Source organism: Pleomorphovibrio marinus, assembly GCF_003347495.1.
GTDB classification, from domain to species: domain Bacteria; phylum Bacteroidota; class Bacteroidia; order Cytophagales; family Cyclobacteriaceae; genus Pleomorphovibrio; species Pleomorphovibrio marinus.
The window spans coordinates 88,231-108,997 of sequence record NZ_QCXY01000006.1 but is presented as its reverse complement, the minus strand read 5'-3'; the positions used below and the strand labels follow the sequence as shown (position 1 = coordinate 108,997).

Here is a 20,767-nt window from a genome sequence, read left to right as displayed (position 1 = left end):
AAAAGTTTAAAAATTACCCTTTCCCATTCGGGAATCAAGGTGGCCAAAAAAGAAGTAAAAGGGGAATCACCACCAACAGAATCAATATGGTAAGTGGAAAACCCAATTTCAGGTAGTCAGAAAACTTATACCCCCCGGGACTCATTACCAAGGTATTGGATTGGTGGCCTATGGGAGTAAGGAAAGCAGCAGATCCCCCAATTGCCACAGCCATCAAAAAGGGGTCGGCAGATACCCCCAAGGAAGCCGCAATTTTAATTCCAATTGGTGCCATCAAAAGTACAGTGGCCGCATTATTAATTACCGCTGACAACAACATGGTGACGAGCAAAATACCCCCTAACACCACAAACAGCGGAAACCCTCCCCCTAATACCAAAAGTTGTTCTGTTAGTGAGTTGGCAGCACCGCTGGTTTCAAAGGCCTCGCCAACTGGAATCATAGCTCCTAATAATACAATTACCGGCCAATCGATGCTGGTATACAAATCCTTAATGGGCAGCACTCTGCTCAATACCATTAGTACTGCTGCAAAAGTAAAGGCCACATCCACACTTAGCAATTCCATAATTACTGCCAATATGGATAAAAAGAATATTCCAAGTGCAAGTATGGTCCTTCTTGGTTTACCTATGTCAAGCCCTCTTTTGGCAAGGGGGTAGCAACCCAAAACCTGAAAAGTTTCAGACATATCAGGAGATTTACCCTGAAGCAACAGCACATCCCCCGATTTAAACGACACATGGTCAATCCTTTCCCTTATGGTTTTATTACTCCTTGCCAAGGCCAAAAGATTCACCCCATACCTGGTCCTTAAACTCATGGATGCAGCAGTCTTCCCAATCAGAGGAGAATTTTCTTGGACAATTCCCTCCATGATTTCTATTTCAATATCCCCTTCCTCAGCCTGCTTAATAACCTCCTCCCCTACCAATTCAACCTTATTCTCACTGGTGAATTTTTCAAGGTCCTCAGTTTGACATTCAAGCATGAGAATATCCTCTTCTTTTAAACCAAAGCGCATACCCGGCGCATGTATCCTTTGTTTATGCCGAATAAGCCCCAATACCTTGATATCGTAATCCTTACTGTAATTGATATCCCGTACGGTTTTACCTATAAGTTTGGAACCTTCTAGTAGCCTTACTTCGGTAAGGTAATTGTCAATTTCAAAAAAATCCTCTTCATCGCCGGCAGGGTGGCGTTTCGGCAACAACCGCCACCCCACCAGGGATATGAAAACCAATCCTGCAAGGGTAGAAAAGATTCCCACCAGCCCAAAGTCAAACATTCGGAACCTACCTCCCAGCTCCGCAGCCCTAAATGTGGAAATAATGATATTCGGCGGGGTTCCAATTAATGTATTCATCCCTCCTAGCAGAGAGGCAAAAGCGATGGGCATTAAAATAGAAGAAGGGGAATAGTTGTTTTTTCTGGCCACTTGAATCGCTACTGGCATCATAATAGCAAGGGCACCTATATTATTCATAAATCCCGAGGCAATCGCAACCAAAGCTGACAGTACCCCAACCTGGAGACTCAAGTTCTTTCCCACCTTATCCATCAGTCTAACGATGATGTTTACCATCCCCGAACTTTCCAAGGCTTTGCTTACCACCAATACTGCTGCTACAGTAATTACCGCTGGGTGACCAAACCCAAGAAATGCTTCCTCCGGCGGAACGACCCCGGATATCACCAAAAATATCAGGATCAAAATAGCCACTAAATCATACCTTGGCTTTCCCCATACAAAAAGAACCAGAGCTACCCCGAGGGCAACAAATACAATATTTTGTTCCATACGTCTATAAAAGTAAGTATATTTTACTTACCTGAGACAATGGGCGCAGCTATACAAGAATCAGGTATTCCAAATGCCTCAACCAAAGGAACTGCATCTTTCCTAATTTCCCAGCACAACTGATTTATTGTTTTTCGTATGGCTTTGGTTTTCACTCCCTCTAAGTAACCTTGTTCTAGGTACCAACCCTTATTTTCCTCTATGGAGTAAAGTGCAAATAATTCACATAGTTTTTTCAAAATTGGCCCGAAAGAGGATTCTTCGGCTTCCTTGACCTTTACAATAAACTGTTCCAGAACAATTCGCTCAATATAAGAGCTTCCCACACTTACCAAGTGGTGCTGACAAACGTTGAAAGCATCAAAGGGGTCCATACCTTCGCCTATAAGCCTTCTAAGTCTTTTGGCTGCAGCATCCAAAATCGCCCTCTCTCTGTATTCAAAAGCATTAAGATGGAATTCCGGATCCAGTAAATGCCCCTCATCCACGTTTCTTACAATTAACGGGTTTTTTTCGGTAATTGAAGTTTTGGTTTTGGAGGCGACGTAATTTATTATGGTAAAGAGGTTCATATTTTCAAATTGCTCCCTATAGGCACTAAGCCTGCTTTTGCCCACCAATTGCATTAGCACGGTGTTGTCCCCTTCAAAGGTGGTATAGATATCGGTATCGTTTTTAAGGGCGTCAATCCTGTTTTCGGAAAGGTAACCCTTTCCCCCGCATGCTTCCCTGCACTCTTGCAATAAGCCTGTGGTGTTCCAGGTCACATAGGCCTTGAGGCCCGCAGCCATTGCCTCTATTTCCTGCATTTCTTCTTCCTTCCTTTGCATAAAGCGCTGGGTCATGAATTGCATGGCGAAGTGGCCTGCATACGTCTTTGCCAGCCAAGGCATGAGCCTTCGTTGGTGCATACGATAATTAAGTATCGGAACCTCTTCCCCACCCTCTGGCCCAAATTGCCTTCTTTGGTCACTATATTTAATGGTAATGGTCAACCCACTTTTGGAAGCAGAAAGTGCGGATCTTGGAATACCAATCCTTCCACCCACCAAGGTGCCCAACATGGTGAAAAACCTTCTGTTGTCACTGGCTATGGGACTCTCGAATTCCCCCTTCTCATTTACACTGGAAAACCTGTCCAGCATTTCTTCTTTGGGTATTACCACCTGATCAAAAGAAATCAATCCATTGTCCACTCCATTCAATCCCATCTTGCGTCCACAATCTTCGATGCTTACACCAGGCATAAGTTTGTCACTCTCATCCCTAAGGGGTACCACAAAAGCACTAACTCCATAATCCTTTTCATCAATCACTAATTTCGCAAAGACGGTGGCCATTCTCCCATGCAGAGCTGCATTCCCTATATATTCCTTTCTTGCCTTTTCATGGGGGGTATGAATGATAAAGGTTTCCTCTTTATGATTGTAAGTAGCTGTAGTTTCAATTCCTTTGACATTGCTTCCATGGTTGGTCTCCGTCATGGCAAAACAGCCGGGCAGTTCCAAGGATCCTATCTTGGGCAGGTATTTTTGGTGGTGCTTGGAGGTCCCTAATGAATAAATACTCATTCCCCAAAGGCCAAATTGAACCCCAAACTTGATTACCATACTTAAATCATGGTAACTAAGCGTCTCCATTACAGAAAAATAGGCCTCCATATCCCCATCTCCACCTACTTCTTTGGGATAACCGATTTTCCCAAGCCCTTCGTTGGCAATGACCTTGCACCATTCCAGCACCTGGTTTCTGTAGGCTTGAAGATCTGAGGGATCCGTGTAAGCGAAGGAAGGTTTAGTGATGATTTTCTTCACCCGCTCAATAATTTTGTCCTGGCCTCCATTTAAAAAAAGGGCAAGCGCCCCAATGTCAAAATCCTTCTTTGTAGTATGGGTTGTGGTAATGGTGGGATGCTCAGATTTAAAAAGGTAAATGGCAGATTGTCCAATGATCCCCAACTCCTTTTCCAGTTTTTCCAGTTGCCCTTGAATTCTACTCAGGTTCTCCACCTCCTCCACTTCTTCTTGGGACTTAAACAAATGAACCCCCATGGCTGATAGGCTTTCAAAGGTTTTTCCATCCTGTACCCCCTTTTGTACGGTAAAATACCAATCTTCCATTTCTACCCTGCTTGGTGGGGATTCCGGGTCAAGTTTGGAGGAAACAAACTCCCTTTCCTCCTCGTCTATCCAATCTATGGTGTTCAAAAATCCCTTTATGGTTTCTCTCTCTTGATTACTCAAGGTGCGGTCAGACCACACCACATAAAGAATAGGCAGAAACAAAACATTTTTTAATTTGGGTTGAGAAAGGGTATTTTCCATAGCTGACATAAATTATTTATCTTAAATTAACCAATAATCCCATGCCAACTTACCGAAAACGGAAAAAAATTAACAGGGACATGCTTTCAAAACCGTTGAAATATTCAAAAGTTTTAGGAAATTAAGCCTTTAAGCCACTCATTACTTTTTCAATTCCCCTCAAAAACACTAACTTTTCTGTTTATAAACCTGCCAAACAAAATGAAAATCCTTATTTATGGATCTTACGGATATACCGGTGACCTAATTGTTCGCCAATGTAAAGACCAGGGACTAATCCCGCATCTTGCAGGAAGAAACGAGGCAGCTTTAAAAGCCCAATCCCTCAAATATGATCTTCCCTTTACAGTTTGTGAAGTTTCTGTTAAGGCTTTTAAAGAGCTGGTAGCCTCTCACGACGTGCTGGTTCACAGTGCCGGCCCTTTTATCCATACCGCGGAAGTAGCAATCGAAGCTTGTGTGGAAGGAAAAACACACTATCTGGACATTACCGGAGAATATAAGGTATTTGAATTGGCGCAAAAATTTGATCGTCAGGCTAAGGAGCAACAAGTCATGGTACTCCCAGGTTGCGGGTTTGATGTGGTGCCTTCTGATTGTTTAGCCGCCCACCTTAAGAATCGACTAAAAGACGCAACCATCCTCCGGATTGCCTTTGCAGGTCTGGGGGCTGGCATGTCCAGAGGTACTGCAAAAACCATGGTGGAGGGTATGGGCACAGGTGGCAGGATAAGAAAGAACGGGGAATTAATCAAAGTTAGCAACACTCATCATATCACCACAATCGATTTCGGCCCATTTTCCAGCAAGGCAGTCACCATCCCCTGGGGTGATATTTCTACTGCCTACTTCAGCACAGGTATACCAACAATTATGGTGTACATGGCAGCAAACAAAAAAATAATCCGTTCACTACAGCTAGGCGATCTTTTCGGGTTTGTGTTTAGGTGGGACTGGGTAAAAAATAGGATGAAAAAGAAGGTCGAAAAGCGTTCCCCTGGCCCTTCAGATCAGAAAAGACAAAAGGCAAGCTCCTATTTCTGGGCGGAAGCAAAAAATGATAGTAACCAATTGGTAGTAAGCAGACTTGAAGTTCCTGATGGATATACCTTGACAGCACTTTGCACTGTAGCTATACTTCAAAAGATCCAAAAAGGATTAAACAGGTATGGCTATCAAACTCCATCGACAGCATTTGGTGCTGATTTTATTCTTGAAATCCCGGGATGCACCAGGACTGACGAATAGACATAATGTTTTCTTGATTAAAAAATCTTGGATCTGGAACTGCCACCATTAGCACTTTGGCCGGAGTTAGTTTGGCCATAGTATGGCCTTTGGCCTGGTTTTGGCCCCCGGACTGACAAAATTGCTGCAAGAACACACAGTCAGGATTGGCTTAATCCGCACAATTGGGCTGGCCAAGGCCTTGGTAGTCCAATTGTCTAAAGGATCTATAATTCTGATTGTTTATCCTTGGTGGTTCTTGTCATTGTACTGGAAAAGGCGGCATATAAGACTGGAAATATCATTGGGGATAACATGGGGCTTCGACTGTTTTTTTTGGAGAATACCAGTAGACGCTGGGTAGATTGGTAATTCAACCCTCCATCCCTTAACCCCAACTGTTCCAATTTTTGTCCAATCCTACTTAGAAATCCACAAAGTCTGATACAAAGGCAAACTGTTCACCCGGACGCTTCTGGGCAAGTTTCCCGATATCCCTTTCTTCAACTTCCAAAACCCTCGGATATCCCCCTGTAACCTGGGCATCCCTCATCATAACGATAAGGTTTCCACTTGGGGTGAGCTGAATGGTTCCTGGAAAAACTGGGCTACTCAATGGATCCAACAAATCATTTTCTATCACTTCCTCCAACATTATCCCCATTCTGTTTTGCCGTTTAGAGACGGTATAGACTCGGTTAAGCAGCTCTTCTTGCTGTTCCTTTTTTAATTTAGAGAAGTCTGGGCCAAGATAAACCCTTACTTTGTCCCGAAATGGTATGGAATAATTCCCAAGGTAGCTATTGGTAGGTGGCAGCGTCTCCCCGCCCTCCAATGGAACCAGATCTCCTTTTTCTAGCCTTGCCTTTTTGGTTATGGGAAAGTAAAAACTGTGGCTCCCTAATACTTTGGGAACCAAAAAATTACCTGCAAGTGACATATAAAGCCACTGCCCTGCTGAAAAGGGCATAATTTCAATTTGGTCCCCTTCCTGCAAATCAATTATTTTTCCGAGAACAACAGCTTCTCCATTTATCCTGATCTCCGCATCCGCACCACAAAAAGCCACCTGGCATCTCCCTTTTTCCAACGAAAATGACACCCCTCCCATAAAAATTTCCAAACATGGTTTTTCCTCTTTCTGCCCAAGCAAAGCATTTGCCAACCGGGCAGCGAGCATATCCATGCAGCCACCACTGGGCACCCCCTTTTCTATACCTTCCCATCTTCCACCATCCTGAATAGAGGTGTATGGCCCTGGTTTTATCATCTTAATCCACCCCTTAGATACACTCATAAGCCAATTCCTTAATTTCCACCCCTTTCATGGATTCAAACCTGTTTTTCAATATGGGTTTAAAGGTGATTTCATCTCCTGGTTGAAACGGGGGAAGCCTTTCCCCATTTACCAATATTAAAGGGGTCCTCCCTATCACATGCCATCCTCCAGGGCTTTGCAGCGGGTAAACCCCAGTTTGTTGGCCACCAATGGCCACCGACCCAGCGGCAATGTGCCTTTCCGGTGTTTTTTTCCTGGGATGATTCAATTGCTGATCCAGTCCACTCAAATACATGAACCCAGGCAAAAAACCATAAAAATGCAACAAGTAATTGGGGCTGGAATGAAGAAAAATAACCTCCTCTTTGGTTAAGTTCTTGGTTTTACAAAGTGGCAGTAGGTCAGATGCAAATGCTTCATCGTAACAAACCGGAAATTCCCACCTCTTTCTTTCTACTAATGGTTCTTGCTGGATTGCATTTATGGCTTTTTCCAAAATGCTTTCCCTATTCTCCCTATCACCTGCTTGTTCAAAATACAACGCCAACACATGATAACCCATGCTCAGCTTATAGGTATTCCCTTCCAAAAGATTTTTTAGGCTATTCTTGCATGAATTCATCTCCATCAGTATCTCCAAGCAAGGCTCTGCCGGCCAATGGATTTCTGAATGGTAGGGTGAGAGCATGATAATGGTGGGTTTTTTTCTCATTTTATCGTAAAACCTAGTTCTTTCAAAAAGTAAAACAACTGTTGTGTGGTTGCCACTGCCCTTGGATGATCCCCGTGGACGCAAATGGTTTGGGCCTTTATTTTTTTGATTTTACCTCCCCAAGTCATTACCGCTCCCCCATTAAGTATTTGGGAAACCTGGCCTTTTATGTCACAGAAATCTTGCAAAATTGATTCAGGATGCGTTCTGGGCATCAAGCTAAGGTCACTGGTATATACCCTGTCTGCAAACACCTCATACCATACAGGCACTCCCAATTGTTCGCAAGCCATTGCCATTTTTGAACCATAAGGCACATAAAGCAAGGTTGAGGGATAATGTTTTATTACTAACCCCGACAGCATTTGAGCCATTTCTAGGTTTTTTGCTGCTTGATTATACAATGCCCCGTGCCATTTTATGTGATGAAAAGGCTGACGAAACTGGCCCATAACCTCTTGGAAAAGGCCAAGCTGTTCCTGCAGGCTAGTCTCCAACACCTTTAAATCCATATCCAACACCTTTCTCCCAAAATTAGACTTGTCCGGAAAGGAGGGATGGGCTCCTACCTGTACTTGATGTTCCATGGCCAAATTAAGCGTTGCCTCAATAGTGTTTTTGTCTCCATGGTGACCGCCACAAGCCACATTGCAACTACTTATGTAGGGCATTATGGCGTGGTCATCAAAACCCTCTCCCAAATCACTATTGAGGTCTATTTGTTTAGCCTGTAGGGATACATTAACTTCCATCACTCTAAATTAATGATGTTATCCCTTTAGACCAAGAGCAGAGTTGACTTGGTACTAATTCCTGATTTTAACAAAAAACAACACGGCTTTCTCACATACGTATAACCTAGTGAGTGATTCTTCGTTTCTAACGGTGAAAAACAACTTTATCATGAAAAATTTAGTGAAATTAGGTATTGCCATGGTAATAGTGGTAATAGGTGCCTGTAACCCGGTAAAGGTGTATTTGGAGAAAAATGAAGTTGCCAGCATAGACTCTTATAAGACCTTCTATGTGATCAATGAATTTTATGACAAATATGCCTTCAATTCCCCGGTATTGGAGGAAAACCTTAACCACAGCCTCACAGAAGGAATGAAAAGGTTCGGGCTTGAGCTGGACGAAAAGCAGCCAGACCTTATCTTGAGGTATAATACCATATTGACTGATAAAAAGAAGGAGGTCAACACCATGCCTATGAGTCCTTGGGGCTGGGGAATGAACCCATGGATGTGGGGTCCCTGGGGAATGCCAGGAGGAAGGGGCGGATACAGAGTGGAGAAATATGACCTTGGGGAGTTAGTGGTGGATTTCATTGACACCAGAAATGACAAGGTTGTGATGAGAATCAGTGCCGTGGGGGAGATAAACAAACCAGAACAAAAAAGCAAAAACCTTAAGGCATCGGTGAATAAAATCTTATCCGAGTTTTCGAAAAATATCCCCACCTAGGGAAAAGTAAAACATTGAAAATTTAATTAAACCCATCCCTTTTGTGTGCACAAAAGGGATTTTTCATTTTTTTATTGTTGTTTATATATGGACACTACAAATACCGCACTGTAAGTCGGGATAGCCACCATTGACCATTCTTTAATTCACCCAGCGAGCGTTGCGATTTCCTTGCGGCCCCCAGAAAAAACCCATGGCAGGGCTGCGAGAAACCAAATGTCATTCCTTTTCTGTAAATGCCAATTGTTAATACTCCTTGTGACGTTTTCATCCTGTTCGATCCATGGCAGGCGGTAGATTTGATAACATGCAATTTTTCTTTATTTTAGAAAACCAAAAACCTTAAAAAAACCCAATGAACCATTCTTTACTTACTTTTTTCTCGAACTTGCTGCTGCTAAATTCCATATTGTCCTCTTGCGGCTCTGATTCCGAAAATACGGAAGACCCAGCACATCCCAACGTACTGCTCATCCTTACCGATGACCAAAGCTTTATGGACTTGGGCTGCTTTGGTTCTCCTGACCTACACACTCCAAACATAGATCGATTAGCGGAAAATGGCATTCGTCTCACCCAATTCTATGCGGGTGCCCCGGTATGTTCCCCTTCAAGGGCTGCTCTACTTACCGGGAAATACAACTTCAATGCCGGCCTTTTTGGGAATGTTGCACCTCCCCATATTGACCCTGAGGGAAAATCAGGACTACCTAGTGAGGAAATAACCATGGCAGAGGTATTCAAGGAGGCAGGTTACCGAACCGCCTTGATCGGAAAATGGCATCTGGGACATACTCCGGAGAAGCTCCCAAATGGGCAGGGCTTTGATTACTTTTTTGGCCATCAAAGAGGATGTATTGACAACTATTCCCACTTCTTCTATTGGAGTGGCCCTAACACCCATGACCTTTATCAAAATGAGGAGGAAATTTACCGTCACGGACAGTTTTTTGGAGACCTGATGAAAGAGGAGCTCATAGACTTCGTAGGCACACCCAATTCGGATCCTTTTTTCGTGTATTGGGCGATAAACATGCCTCACTATCCCTATCAGGGAAAAGAAAAATGGCTTTCTTACTATAAGGACATGGACACGCCCAGAAAGGAGTATGCCTCGTTTATTTCCACATTTGATGAGCTCATTGGGGAAGTTTATGCCTACTTGGAAGAATCCGGCAAACTAGAAAATACTATCATCGCCTTTCAAACCGACCACGGCCATAGCACTGAAGAGAGGGCTTATTTTGGAGGAGGAGATAATGGCCCATTCAATGGTGCAAAATTCAGCATGTTGGAAGGGGGACTGCGCATTCCTGCTATTATATCCTATCCGAAAAAGCTGGCTACCGGGGAGGTTCGCCATCAGTGGTCAAATAGTGTGGACTGGCTACCCACCCTTGCCGAGTTGGCGGGAGTGAAAGTAAACCATGCCATTGATGGCAAAAGTATGCTGCCATTTTTGAGGGAGCCCAAAAACCCCTCCTCTCATGAAATCATGCATTGGGGTACGGGAGACCCAGAAACTGAAAAATACCCTTGGGCAGTGAGAAAGGGCGATTGGAAATTGCTGGGAAACCCCAGAGACCCAACTGGGAATTTGGAATTCGGGGAAAATGACAACCTTTACCTGGTTAATCTGTCTCAGGATTCGACAGAATCCAGCAATATGGCAAATCAGCATCCCGAAATAGTACGGGAGTTGAGCAGCTTGCAGGCGGACTGGATAAAAAAAATAGTGGAAAATCGCAAAGATTCTAACTAACCGTGATTTCCAATTTTATCCTATTCTAATCCATATTTTACATTAAACTTACCAAAACTACCAAGCCTCCCTATAATAATTTTCTAATTATAGGCTATGGCTTTTTTGATTTTTTATCAACCTGTTACCACTTAGTACTTTTTTTTATTTATTTCTTTTTGGTTAAATTTTTGAAAGGAAATTTTGCAAAAACATGATTTTGTTAATTCCACCTTTTTGCGTTTACTTTCGGCATTCTTTAGCGATCCTTACTTTTACTTTACGTTTTAACCGGGAAAATCATGTGCGGAATTGTTGCTTACACAGGAGACAGAGATGCTTATCCTGTAATTTTGAAAGGCCTAAAAAGATTGGAATATAGAGGGTATGATAGTGCAGGGATTGCCTTGGTAAACCACGGCATGAAAATATTCAAGAAAATGGGAAAGGTTGCGGCATTGGAGGAGTCACTCATTGGAATAGAACTGAAGGCAAAAGCAGGAATAGGTCATACTCGTTGGGCTACTCATGGGGAACCCTCTGACAGAAACGCCCACCCCCACAAATCCACCAATGGAAAATTAACCATGGTACACAATGGTATCATAGAAAACTATTCTCTGCTAAAGCAGGACTTACTGAAAAAAGGTTACAAGTTTGAAAGTGACACCGATACGGAGGTGCTATTGAAATTCATCGAGGATATATACCTCAATCATGGTGTTTCATTAGAAGAGGCGGTCAGGATAGCCCTGAAAAGGGTAGTCGGAGCATATGTAATCATACTACTCAATGAGGATGATCCGCAAACGCTTATTGCAGCCCGAAAAGGCAGTCCACTGGTAATTGGTATAGGAAAGGGGGAACATTTTCTGGCTTCAGACGCCACCCCAATTGTGGAGTACACCAAGGAGGTGGTTTATATCAATGACTATGAGTTAGCCATCGTAAGACCGGATGAACTCATTCTTAAAAACCTGGGAAATGAAAGGGTTACACCGGAAATCACCCAATTAGACATGGAGCTTGCGGCGATAGAGAAGGAAGGGTTTGAACATTTCATGCTAAAGGAGATTTTTGATCAGCCTGTAAGTATTTATGACTGCCTACGAGGAAGGCTTGATGCCAAAATTGGCAGTATCCGAATGGAGGGGGTAGACAAACATTTGGATCAGTTGGTAAATGCCAACAGGATTTTGATAATTGCCTGCGGCACCTCCTGGCATGCCGGGTTGATAGCCGAGTATGTAATAGAGGAACTTTGTAGAATACCTGTAGAGGTAGAATACGCCTCTGAATTCAGGTACAGAAACCCAGTGGTAAACGAAGGCGATGTAATTATTGCAATCTCCCAAAGTGGAGAAACGGCAGACACCCTGGTAGCCATAGAAAAGGCCAAGGAAAACAAGGCCTTTATTTTCGGTGTGGTCAATGTAGTTGGCTCCAGCATTTCCAGACAGTCGCATGCTGGTGCCTACACCCATGCCGGGCCTGAAATTGGAGTGGCTTCCACGAAGGCCTTCACGGCACAGCTAGTGATTCTTACTATGATCGCGCTCAGGATTGCATATACCAAAAAGACCATAGACCAAACCCGGTACCTACATTTGATCAATGAGCTCCATGAAATCCCTGACAAGGTTTCCCTGATCCTCCAAGAAACAGAATCAATAAGACGCCTAGCGGAAAAATACCAAGATGCCAGGGATTTTCTTTATTTGGGAAGGGGGTATAATTTCCCTATTGCGCTTGAAGGTGCATTGAAACTTAAAGAGATTTCTTATATTCACGCTGAAGGATATCCTGCGGCTGAGATGAAACATGGGCCCATTGCCTTGGTAGAAGAATCCCTACCGGTAGTTTTTGTGGCTACCAAGGATGCATATCATGAGAAAATCCTTAGTAATGCTCAAGAAATAAAGGCGAGAAAAGGGAAGGTCATCGCAGTGATAACAGAGGGAGATACCCTGTTTAAGGAAGTGGCTGACGATGTAATGGTGGTGCCTCAGGCAGATGAGCTAGTAGCCCCGCTTCTCAGCGTAATTCCCTTGCAATTATTGGCCTATTATATCGGTGTAGCCAAGGGGCTTGATGTGGACAAACCACGTAACCTGGCCAAATCTGTAACTGTGGAATAAATAATCACCCAATACATGAACCAGATCAGGAAACATCCATTATCAACATTAGGATATAACTTTATCCCCAACCCCTATCTTCCTGAAGGGGAAGACGAGTACTACCTGAGAAACAAACAAAATAGAAGCGGCACAAATTACCGGAAATTGAGTGCCCGGGAAATTGAGATACTGGTCCGAAACCGAAACCAATCGGACGATTGGAACAAAATTTTGGTAGCGGATTTATTTGATCCCGAACTGGTAAAGAACTGTAAGTTTTTTGGTTTAGTCCGAATTGGTAAATTGGAAGCTTGTTTTTTAGAGTACCATAACCTGAGAATGGCAGTAGGGCTTTACAACAGTACCATCATCAGTTGCGACTTAGGTGACAATGTGGTAGTGGATAACGTCAATTACCTCTCCCATTACATACTGGGAAATGAGGTGGTATTGGTAAACGTAAACGAAATGTCAACTACCAACTATGCAAAGTTTGGGAATGGTATTCTAAAAGAAGGAGAAGATTCCTCCGTAAGGATTTGGCTGGAAGTATGTAATGAAAATGGTGGAAGGAAAATTGTGCCTTTTAGTGGCATGCTACCAGGAGATGCATGGATTTGGAGCCGGTTTCGAACCGACCGGGAGTTTCAGGAAAGGTTGATTGAATTCACCCAAAATGGATTTGACAGCAAAAGGGGCTATTACGGGAAGGTGGGGGATAGATCCATCATAAAAAACTGCTTAATCATAAAGGATGTTTGGGTTGGGTCAGATGCTTATATTAAAGGGGCAAACAAATTGAAGAACCTGACCATACACTCTTCCGAGACTGCTACCTCTCAAGTAGGTGAAGGGTGTGAATTGGTCAATGGCATAATAAGTGAGGGTTGTAGAATATTTTATGGTGTAAAGGCGGTGAGGTTTGTTATGGCCTCACACTCCCAGCTAAAATATGGAGCCAGACTTATCAATTCCTATTTGGGCAACAATTCAACCATCTCCTGCTGTGAAGTGTTGAACTCCTTAATATTTCCGGCTCACGAACAGCACCATAATAATTCCTTTCTCTGTGCCGCTCTTGTACTAGGTCAAAGCAACATGGCTGCCGGTGCCACTGTAGGATCCAATCACAATTCCAGGGGTGCAGATGGCGAAATCATTGCTGGAAGGGGCTTTTGGCCTGGACTATGCGTAAGCCTCAAGCACAATTCAAAGTTTGCATCCTTCAACATAGTAGCAAAAGGAGAATACCCAGCGGAACTAAACATCAAACTTCCTTTTAGCTTGGTAAGTAACCAGTTGCATACCAATAGATTGATTGTAATGCCGGCGTATTGGATGATGTACAACATGTATGCCCTAGCCAGAAATTCCTGGAAATACGAAGATAGAGACAGAAGAAGTGAAAAGACCCAACACCTAGAATATGCTTATTTGGCTCCCGACTCCATACAAGAGGTTTTTGATGGACTGGAAATCCTTGAAGAAGCTACCGGAAATGCATTTTTAAGCCTAAATCACCCCAATGGGGATTTCAGTTCCGAGGAATGCAGGGAAAAAGGAGCCTACTTGCTAATACGAAAAGACCCCATTTTGATAAATATGGATTATTTTGTAGAAGGATGGGAGAATAGTAAAAGGCAAGTACAACTTATAAAAGTCCCCCAAGCTTGGGGAATTTATCGTGATTTATTGGCCTTATACGCTGTTGAAACAACCATGAATTTCTTTGACAATGCCCCTTTTCCTGAATTTGAAGAAATAGGTCAACTAATACCCGAAGAGCATATACAATGGGATTGGCAAAATGTGGGAGGACAACTGTTGCCAGGCAGAGTTCAAGAAAAGTTAGTAATTGCAATCAAGGAAGGAGGAATAAAAGGCTGGGATCAGGTACACCAGTTTTATTCCGACCAGCAGGAAAAATATCCTTTTTGGAAGGCTCGTCATGCTTTTGATGTACTCTTGCTCTCATTGGGAAAATCCAAAGGCAGTTTTTCGAAAAATGACTGGCTAGAGGTGTTGAATCAGGCTGCAAATACACGGTCTTATCTAAGCGAACAGGTCTACCTTTCCCGAAAAAAAGATTATGATAACCCGTTTAGAAACCTGGTATACGACTCCCTGGAGGAAAGAGATCTTATAGTAGGGGCATTTGAGGACAACAGTTTTATCAAACAGGATAAAGCGGATACTGATGCCTTTTTGGCCAAAATTCAAAAATGGAAAACCCATTAAAAAAAAACACCAATTTCTAAGGAATCTCCCTTGAAAATGGTGTGAAAAAATACTTCTGAAAAAATTACCTTACCTATCAACCAAAATATTTTTTTTAAGATTTATTTTCCTCAGCCATAAGCAACCTCTTTTTTTTTTCAGATAAGAATAATTCAAATTGTGGTTTTAGTTTTTCAGTTTAGGAAAAGTGGATTCAAATTAGTGACGCCTTGGCCTTTACAAAGCTGGAAAAATTACATTACCTTCTATTTTAAAAAAAACATATAAATTTACATTTAAAACACATTGGTTAATTTAAAATATTGTTTTTATTGAAAATATTTAATGAAACTGCTTTAATCTTTGACCAAATCCTTGCTGGAAATATATTCTGCCGCAGATCTTTTAGGGCCCCGAAGTCCTTTGGCCTATTTTTGGATTAAGGAGTAGATAAAAAGGACCCCGTATTTTAATAAAGCAGTACCAACCAAACAGGTTCCCCCCAGTTAATGATGCAATTCCTGAAGTTTGTCCAATTTTTCTATCCTAAACCCCCCATCGATGATCTCTATAAGGCCCTCATTTTTGAAATCTGCTATTATCCTGTTCAGTGATTCATGTGCAGTGCCTAGAATATTGGATAAGTCCTTTCTACTGATAAGGATGGCAGGCACAGGTTTCTCCCCTACCTTCTGCTGGTTATAGAGATGGACCAATGTAATGGCCAGCCTTTGCCGAATAGACAAATACGCCAACTCAATCAACCGCTTTTCGGTATCGAATAAATCACTGGAAATTAATTTTATAAAGTGGGAAGAAACCTGCCGGTTATTGAACACCATATGCTCAAAATCCTCCTTTGGGATGACATAAACCTCTGTACTGCTCATTGCCTGTGCGCTTTCTTGATAAGGAGTCCTGTTCAATATTGGCTGGTAGCCTACAAATTGTCTGGAGTAATGAAGGCCGGTGATCAGTTGTTTACCATCTTGGGTTAACCTATAAGTCTTTAATCCTCCCTTGATAATATAATAGAGTTCAAATGGATGGGAACCTTCCATGAATAGCAACTCTTTTTTCTTTAAATACTTTCGGGAGTGTGAATCGGAATATTTTTGAAATGCATTGAGCAAACTTCCCTTGTCAAAAAAATCTTTTTCCCCAGTTTGGAATTCGCCGAACTGCGATTTTATTTTTTTGTTTTTCTTCAACCTTACCTCTACTGCTTGCAGCAATTCTAAATCTTCAAATGGAATGGAGAAAAAATCGTCTGCTCCAATCCCCATTACTTTTCTGAAAGTGGCAATGTCAAATTCTTCGGAGAGAAAAATAAAAGGGATATCAGCAGTGGAAGAGTTTCTGGAAAGCAAGTGGAATATGCCAAACCCATCCATATCTGGGATAAAAAGGTTGCAGATGATTAAGTCCGGTCTGATTTTGCTGTTTAGGCTAATCCACTCAGACCAATTTCCTACGGGAATTACATCATAACCATCTAACTTTAAAACATCCGTCAAATGCTTTAATCTATCTCTATTGTCTTCAAAGATCAATATGGTGGACTTCATCTACAAATTGGAAAGATGCTTGTATATCAAAGATACCCTATCTATGATACGGTGTAACAGGTCAGGTTATTCCCGTATTATACCAAGCACTGATTGGTTGAATCTAACATTAATGGTCAATCCTAGGTCAAATCTCAACCCCTTAAGTCTGATTAAACTAATCAATTTCCTGCTTATTTGCAAATTGCACCAGGTTTTCTACTTTAATTCTCATTTTTTCCCCACACTTATACTCTGATGGGGTGTTTCCATAAATACTCTTAAAAGAATTTGAAAAATGGGCTATACTACTGAAGTTAAGTTTATAGGCAATTTCAGTGAAATTCATTTCTCCATAACTAATCATTTCTTTAGCTTTTTCAATTTTATAAAGAAGTAAATACTTCCCTATGGTTAAACCTGTCATTTCAGAAAAAACATTCGCTATGTAGTTATAATTTAGTTTTAACTCTTCCCGCAAATAATCCGAAAATTTAGCCAAAGGAACTTCCTTGCTAAAATCAAAATATTCCACTACGCAGGCTTTAACTTTTTCCACCAAAATTGGTTTTTTATCCTCAACAATTTCAAGACCCGAATTCAAAAGAGTTTCTTTCAGAAGGTTAATTCTCGCTTTGTCAACTTGGAATACAGTTATTACTTCACCCAACCTCACTTGATGGAAATTAATATCGAGTTTGTACAATTCTTCCTTCACTTTTAAAATACATCGAAGGCTGACCATGTTTTTGATATTGATAATCATAATTGAAATTGGTTTTAAACATTGTTTTCTTAATGGCTAGGCTTTTGAATTTTTGATAAGGATGGTTGGTTTCAATTTGGCTAGTTATCAAATTGAGTGAAAGTTGGTAAGGTAATATTCTAAATACAAACTAAATATTGAAGGTATCTCTCAAAATAAAATCCGTATATTCCTAAAGGTACGTAAAAGCAAAGGGCTATAGGATGATTATCATCATTGAAAAGGAGTGATAATTATCACCACTAAGGGGAGTTTGGCCGATAAGTGATCATAGTCTGGAATGAATTCCTATTACTGTCATCCGACACTGCTTAAATTAGAGAATTATACCTGTTTTAAAGAAAACTGGGGGATTTTTCCAATTTTTGAGGAAGACCACTCATCTGGTTTTGTACCATTTCTATAGAACTATTTCAAAGTTTCGCTCTTTGGGACTAAGGCTTCCCGACTTCACTATTTTGTTTAAAAAAGATAGGACCCCATATTTACAGCGGCAAGAGTCACGAAGGTCGAAAATATTTCCGCCTCCTTATATGGTCTGGTAGAAGCGGGCACGTCCGAGCTAACCCACCCTACTTTCAATAATTTCACCGGGAAAAAAAGAAAGTAACTGGCAAATTACCGGTTACCCGACAAGATTTGTATTTTAGGCAATGCTATTTTGGGGTTTGGTCACTTTAAACCTCATAATTTCTAGTGGGAAATTTCAACCCGTTTTGGTATTTTTTCAAAATCAAGGAAATTCAGCGGAAATAGTTTCGGATGACAGGAATATAAGTTATATTAAATGGCAAAAAATAAACAAGACTGCAATTGGCCACTTCCAATGTTTAACTTCAAAGTTAATTTGGGAGGAGCCTGGGATGTTCTGCTTCAAGAGCTAAACAGTTTAGATAGGATAAAGCATCTTATAGAATTTAGATTTGGCAATAGGCCTGTTTTTCCTGCAATCAATATTCCCGGCAAGGGCATAAACTATACGGTGAATTTACAAACGGGTTTATCCAAATGACAATAAATTCCGGGAGTGGTAAAACAAGTTTAAAATGAATACCATTGGAGCGCCAAAACGTGTTCATCAAACCTTGTGATGAAGGGGGCAACCCAACCAATGTCACGGATACTGAATAATGTTTGGCCGACCTTATTCATTTCTACGGATATGAAATCGACCATGACGAGCACGACACACACTGGGAGGATTAACATTTGCGAGATTCCCCCGAAGCAAGTTCCCCGAAACAAGGTCGGGGCAGGCATGTGGCAAATAAAAATCAATTATAAACACATGCAACCAGACGCCAATAAAGTAGCTGTAGAGACTAGTGAGATTTCCCATGATAGGCTTACAATAAGTACCAGAAGATAATAATGGGACAAAATTGGGGTTTTAAAAACTTCCTGAAAACGCTGGGGCCGGGAATATTGTTTGCCAGCACAGCCATAGGGGTTTCTCATTTGGTTCAAAGCAGCCGAGCGGGAGCAGAATATGGATTTGGTTTGGTTTTTTTTATCTTGTTTGCCAACATATTTAAATGGCCATTTTTTGAGTTCGGTTCCCGATATGCCACTGCAACGGGAAGATCTCTGATTGCAGGATATCACAAAGCCAATCATTGGTTCTCTTACCTGTACCTTGGTATAAATCTCCTATCCATGTTTTTTGTGAACGCTGCGGTAACTATGGTGACAGCTGGGTTCTTACAAAACCTCTTTGAAATCCCATTGGACGAAAAAAACTTCTTTTTACCAAGTTTACTTCTTTTTCTTTTCAGCTACTTGTTTTTATCCTTGGGAAGGTACTCCTTGTTGGATAAGGGAATCAAGGTAATCGGTTCTTTTATGCTAATCAGCACCTTATTGGCCTTTGCCATAGCCGTATGGAAAGGTCCGGAAAGCCCTAACATCCTGAGAACAATTCCTCCTTTACCGTCCATGGAATCCTTGCCATTTATCATTGCCCTCATGGGTTGGATGCCATCTGCCATAGACTCCTCCACATGGAACAGCCTATGGACCATTGCCAGAATCCGTCAAAGCAAATATACTCCCAGCATCAAGGAAACAGTATTGGAATTCAACATCGGGTTTTGGGTCTCTGCCCTATTATCTATTTGTTTTATGGTGATGGGGGCTTTCCTGTTGTTTGACACTGGTAAGGTATTACCAGACAACAATGTGGGTTTTGCCACCGGTATTGTACAGCTTTATACCGCTAATCTGGGGCAATGGACATTTTACATTATTGCCGCGGCTGGGTTTACCATTATGCTGGGGACTTGTATAGGGGTTATGGATGGTTACGCACGCTCCACTGCGGAGGTGATAGCAGTAATCAGAAATACATCGGCTTCCTCGAGGAGTTATTTGGTTTGGCTTACCGTGACTGCCCTAGGTGGCTTTGCAGTAATCGCCTTTTTCCTAAACCAATTCAACCTTCTGATAGGTATAGCGACCACCATTTCCTTCCTTCTGGCACCAATCATTGCAATTTTGAATTACAAAATGGTATTTGGCACACACCTCCTTCCCTCCCAAAAACCCGGAAAAGGAATGAAGCTCCTTGCTTTGGCAGGCATAGTTTTTTTAAGCTTTTTTTCTTTGGGAATTATCCTACTCCAAGTATTTCAGTAGTCCACTACAAAGTCTTTCCATGCCTGCATGACCTTATCATGGTCAAAAGGGCCTGTATAGCAAAACAATCTATACCTGAATTTTTCCTTTTCCCCCTTATTAAGTCTCCATTCTCCTAGAATTTGTCTGGATGGCCCTACTCCCAATTCCCCATCCACTCTCCATGAAACAGGAAAACCGGGGTTTTCGGGATGGTCGAAAATGGCAACATGTGCCAAGTCATCCCTACCTTGTACTTTAAGCCCAATATCCAGCCAAATGGCTCTTTGTTGCTCCGCTTCTTGGTTTTCCTGCCTCGAGGCATTCACCACCCTACCTTCAACCTCAGGGGTCCATGGCATACGTAAAAACAATCCACCAACGTAAAATTGACCCATCTTAAGGTCCTTTACCGCCTCTCCCGTCCATAACAAATCCATAATGAGAATGTGATCCTGAGCGACTATTTCCCATACCTGGGATTCTACCATCATCACTTCCTGGTCCTCATCCAACATTTCATAAGTGGATTCCCAAGACACCGTCTCTCCTTTAGGTTGAAGTATTTTGGCTGCTACTTTGCGCCAATGGTCCTCTTCCCAATTCATAAAAAAATCCCTTCCATTAACCTCCTTTAGTCCCCAGTAAAGTCCCGTCTGGTGCAAATGGTGACTGGGTTGGAATTCAGTGAGAAGCCCTTTGCCGTCGGGGGCTTGGATGGGATGTAGGTAGGGCCTTTTATTGGGAAGTAGGTTTTGAACCAATATTGGGGACCCATCTCCTGCCTTATAAACCGCAATTTCTTTTTCGGTTTCTTTTGCTATATGTAAAATCTCATCCTCTGTCGATTCACGTTGGTGGCAAGCCGGAAAGGCCAAGGCATACACCAAAATCATGACCAAAATGGACTTGCCAAAAAAACGCCAAAAAAAAGACAACTTGTTTGTAATCAT

The 20,767-nt window shown here is 42.0% G+C and carries 15 protein-coding genes; 7 read left to right on the top strand and 8 right to left on the bottom strand.

Annotated features, from left to right (window positions below):
- Positions 1–34: 34 nt before the first annotated feature.
- Positions 35–1,804 (bottom strand): SLC13 family permease, encoded by a 1,770-nt coding sequence (locus DB520_RS15715; protein WP_114750687.1) that lies wholly within the window; start codon positions 1,802–1,804, stop codon positions 35–37.
- A gap of 23 nt (positions 1,805–1,827) precedes the next feature.
- Complete coding sequence (locus DB520_RS15710; protein WP_114750873.1) at positions 1,828–4,128, bottom strand: acyl-CoA dehydrogenase family protein; 2,301 nt, start codon at positions 4,126–4,128, stop codon at positions 1,828–1,830.
- A 201-nt stretch (positions 4,129–4,329) separates the two neighbouring features.
- On the opposite strand from DB520_RS15710, the gene DB520_RS15705 reads away from it, so the two are divergent.
- Positions 4,330–5,376 carry a saccharopine dehydrogenase family protein gene (locus DB520_RS15705; protein ID WP_114750686.1) on the top strand — a complete coding sequence of 349 codons (1,047 nt, stop codon included), beginning with the start codon at positions 4,330–4,332 and terminating at the stop codon, positions 5,374–5,376.
- Between the two features lie 403 nt (positions 5,377–5,779).
- Here DB520_RS15705 and DB520_RS15695 read toward each other — a convergent pair whose 3' ends face one another.
- The 3 genes from DB520_RS15695 to pxpA are packed head-to-tail and all read right to left on the bottom strand — an operon-like array spanning position 5,780 to position 8,098.
- Positions 5,780–6,652: a 5-oxoprolinase subunit C family protein gene (locus DB520_RS15695; protein ID WP_114750684.1), complete on the bottom strand. Its 873-nt coding sequence runs from the start codon at positions 6,650–6,652 to the stop codon at positions 5,780–5,782.
- Entirely contained in the window at positions 6,639–7,322 is a 684-nt protein-coding gene (locus DB520_RS15690; RefSeq protein WP_157972114.1) for a 5-oxoprolinase subunit B family protein, read from the bottom strand. Before DB520_RS15690 ends, DB520_RS15695 begins: the two co-directional genes overlap by 14 nt.
- A 20-nt stretch (positions 7,323–7,342) precedes the next feature.
- Entirely contained in the window at positions 7,343–8,098 is a 756-nt protein-coding gene (gene pxpA / locus DB520_RS15685; RefSeq protein ID WP_114750682.1) for a 5-oxoprolinase subunit PxpA, read from the bottom strand.
- A 151-nt stretch (positions 8,099–8,249) separates the two neighbouring features.
- Between pxpA and DB520_RS15680 the strand changes: the two genes are divergently transcribed.
- The 4 genes from DB520_RS15680 to DB520_RS15665 all read left to right on the top strand — a co-directional run bounded on the left by DB520_RS15680 (position 8,250) and on the right by DB520_RS15665 (position 14,909).
- Entirely contained in the window at positions 8,250–8,810 is a 561-nt protein-coding gene (locus DB520_RS15680; RefSeq protein WP_114750681.1) for a DUF4136 domain-containing protein, read from the top strand.
- A 355-nt stretch (positions 8,811–9,165) separates the two neighbouring features.
- Positions 9,166–10,572, top strand: a complete 1,407-nt coding sequence (locus DB520_RS15675; protein ID WP_114750680.1) for a sulfatase-like hydrolase/transferase — start codon at positions 9,166–9,168, stop codon at positions 10,570–10,572.
- A gap of 281 nt (positions 10,573–10,853) precedes the next feature.
- Positions 10,854–12,689, top strand: a complete 1,836-nt coding sequence (gene glmS, locus DB520_RS15670) for a glutamine--fructose-6-phosphate transaminase (isomerizing) (RefSeq protein WP_114750679.1) — start codon at positions 10,854–10,856, stop codon at positions 12,687–12,689.
- A 15-nt stretch (positions 12,690–12,704) separates the two neighbouring features.
- Entirely contained in the window at positions 12,705–14,909 is a 2,205-nt protein-coding gene (locus tag DB520_RS15665) for a DUF4954 family protein (RefSeq protein WP_114750678.1), read from the top strand.
- A gap of 485 nt (positions 14,910–15,394) precedes the next feature.
- Here DB520_RS15665 and DB520_RS15660 read toward each other — a convergent pair whose 3' ends face one another.
- Positions 15,395–16,456: a cyclic nucleotide-binding domain-containing protein gene (locus tag DB520_RS15660; protein WP_114750677.1), complete on the bottom strand. Its 1,062-nt coding sequence runs from the start codon at positions 16,454–16,456 to the stop codon at positions 15,395–15,397.
- 157 nt (positions 16,457–16,613) lie between these two features.
- Positions 16,614–17,201, bottom strand: coding sequence for a helix-turn-helix domain-containing protein (locus DB520_RS15655; RefSeq protein ID WP_114750676.1), 588 nt, complete (start codon positions 17,199–17,201; stop codon positions 16,614–16,616).
- Between the two features lie 787 nt (positions 17,202–17,988).
- Here DB520_RS15655 and DB520_RS15650 point away from each other — a divergent pair.
- Entirely contained in the window at positions 17,989–18,213 is a 225-nt protein-coding gene (locus DB520_RS15650) for a hypothetical protein (protein ID WP_198675360.1), read from the top strand.
- 359 nt (positions 18,214–18,572) lie between these two features.
- The gene (locus DB520_RS15640) at positions 18,573–19,835 is read left to right on the top strand and encodes an NRAMP family divalent metal transporter (RefSeq protein ID WP_114750673.1); all 1,263 of its coding nucleotides are present in this window, start codon (positions 18,573–18,575) and stop codon (positions 19,833–19,835) included.
- Here DB520_RS15640 and DB520_RS15635 read toward each other — a convergent pair.
- Positions 19,829–20,767, bottom strand: a complete 939-nt coding sequence (locus DB520_RS15635; RefSeq protein ID WP_114750672.1) for a DUF6807 family protein — start codon at positions 20,765–20,767, stop codon at positions 19,829–19,831. The genes DB520_RS15640 and DB520_RS15635 overlap by 7 nt on opposite strands.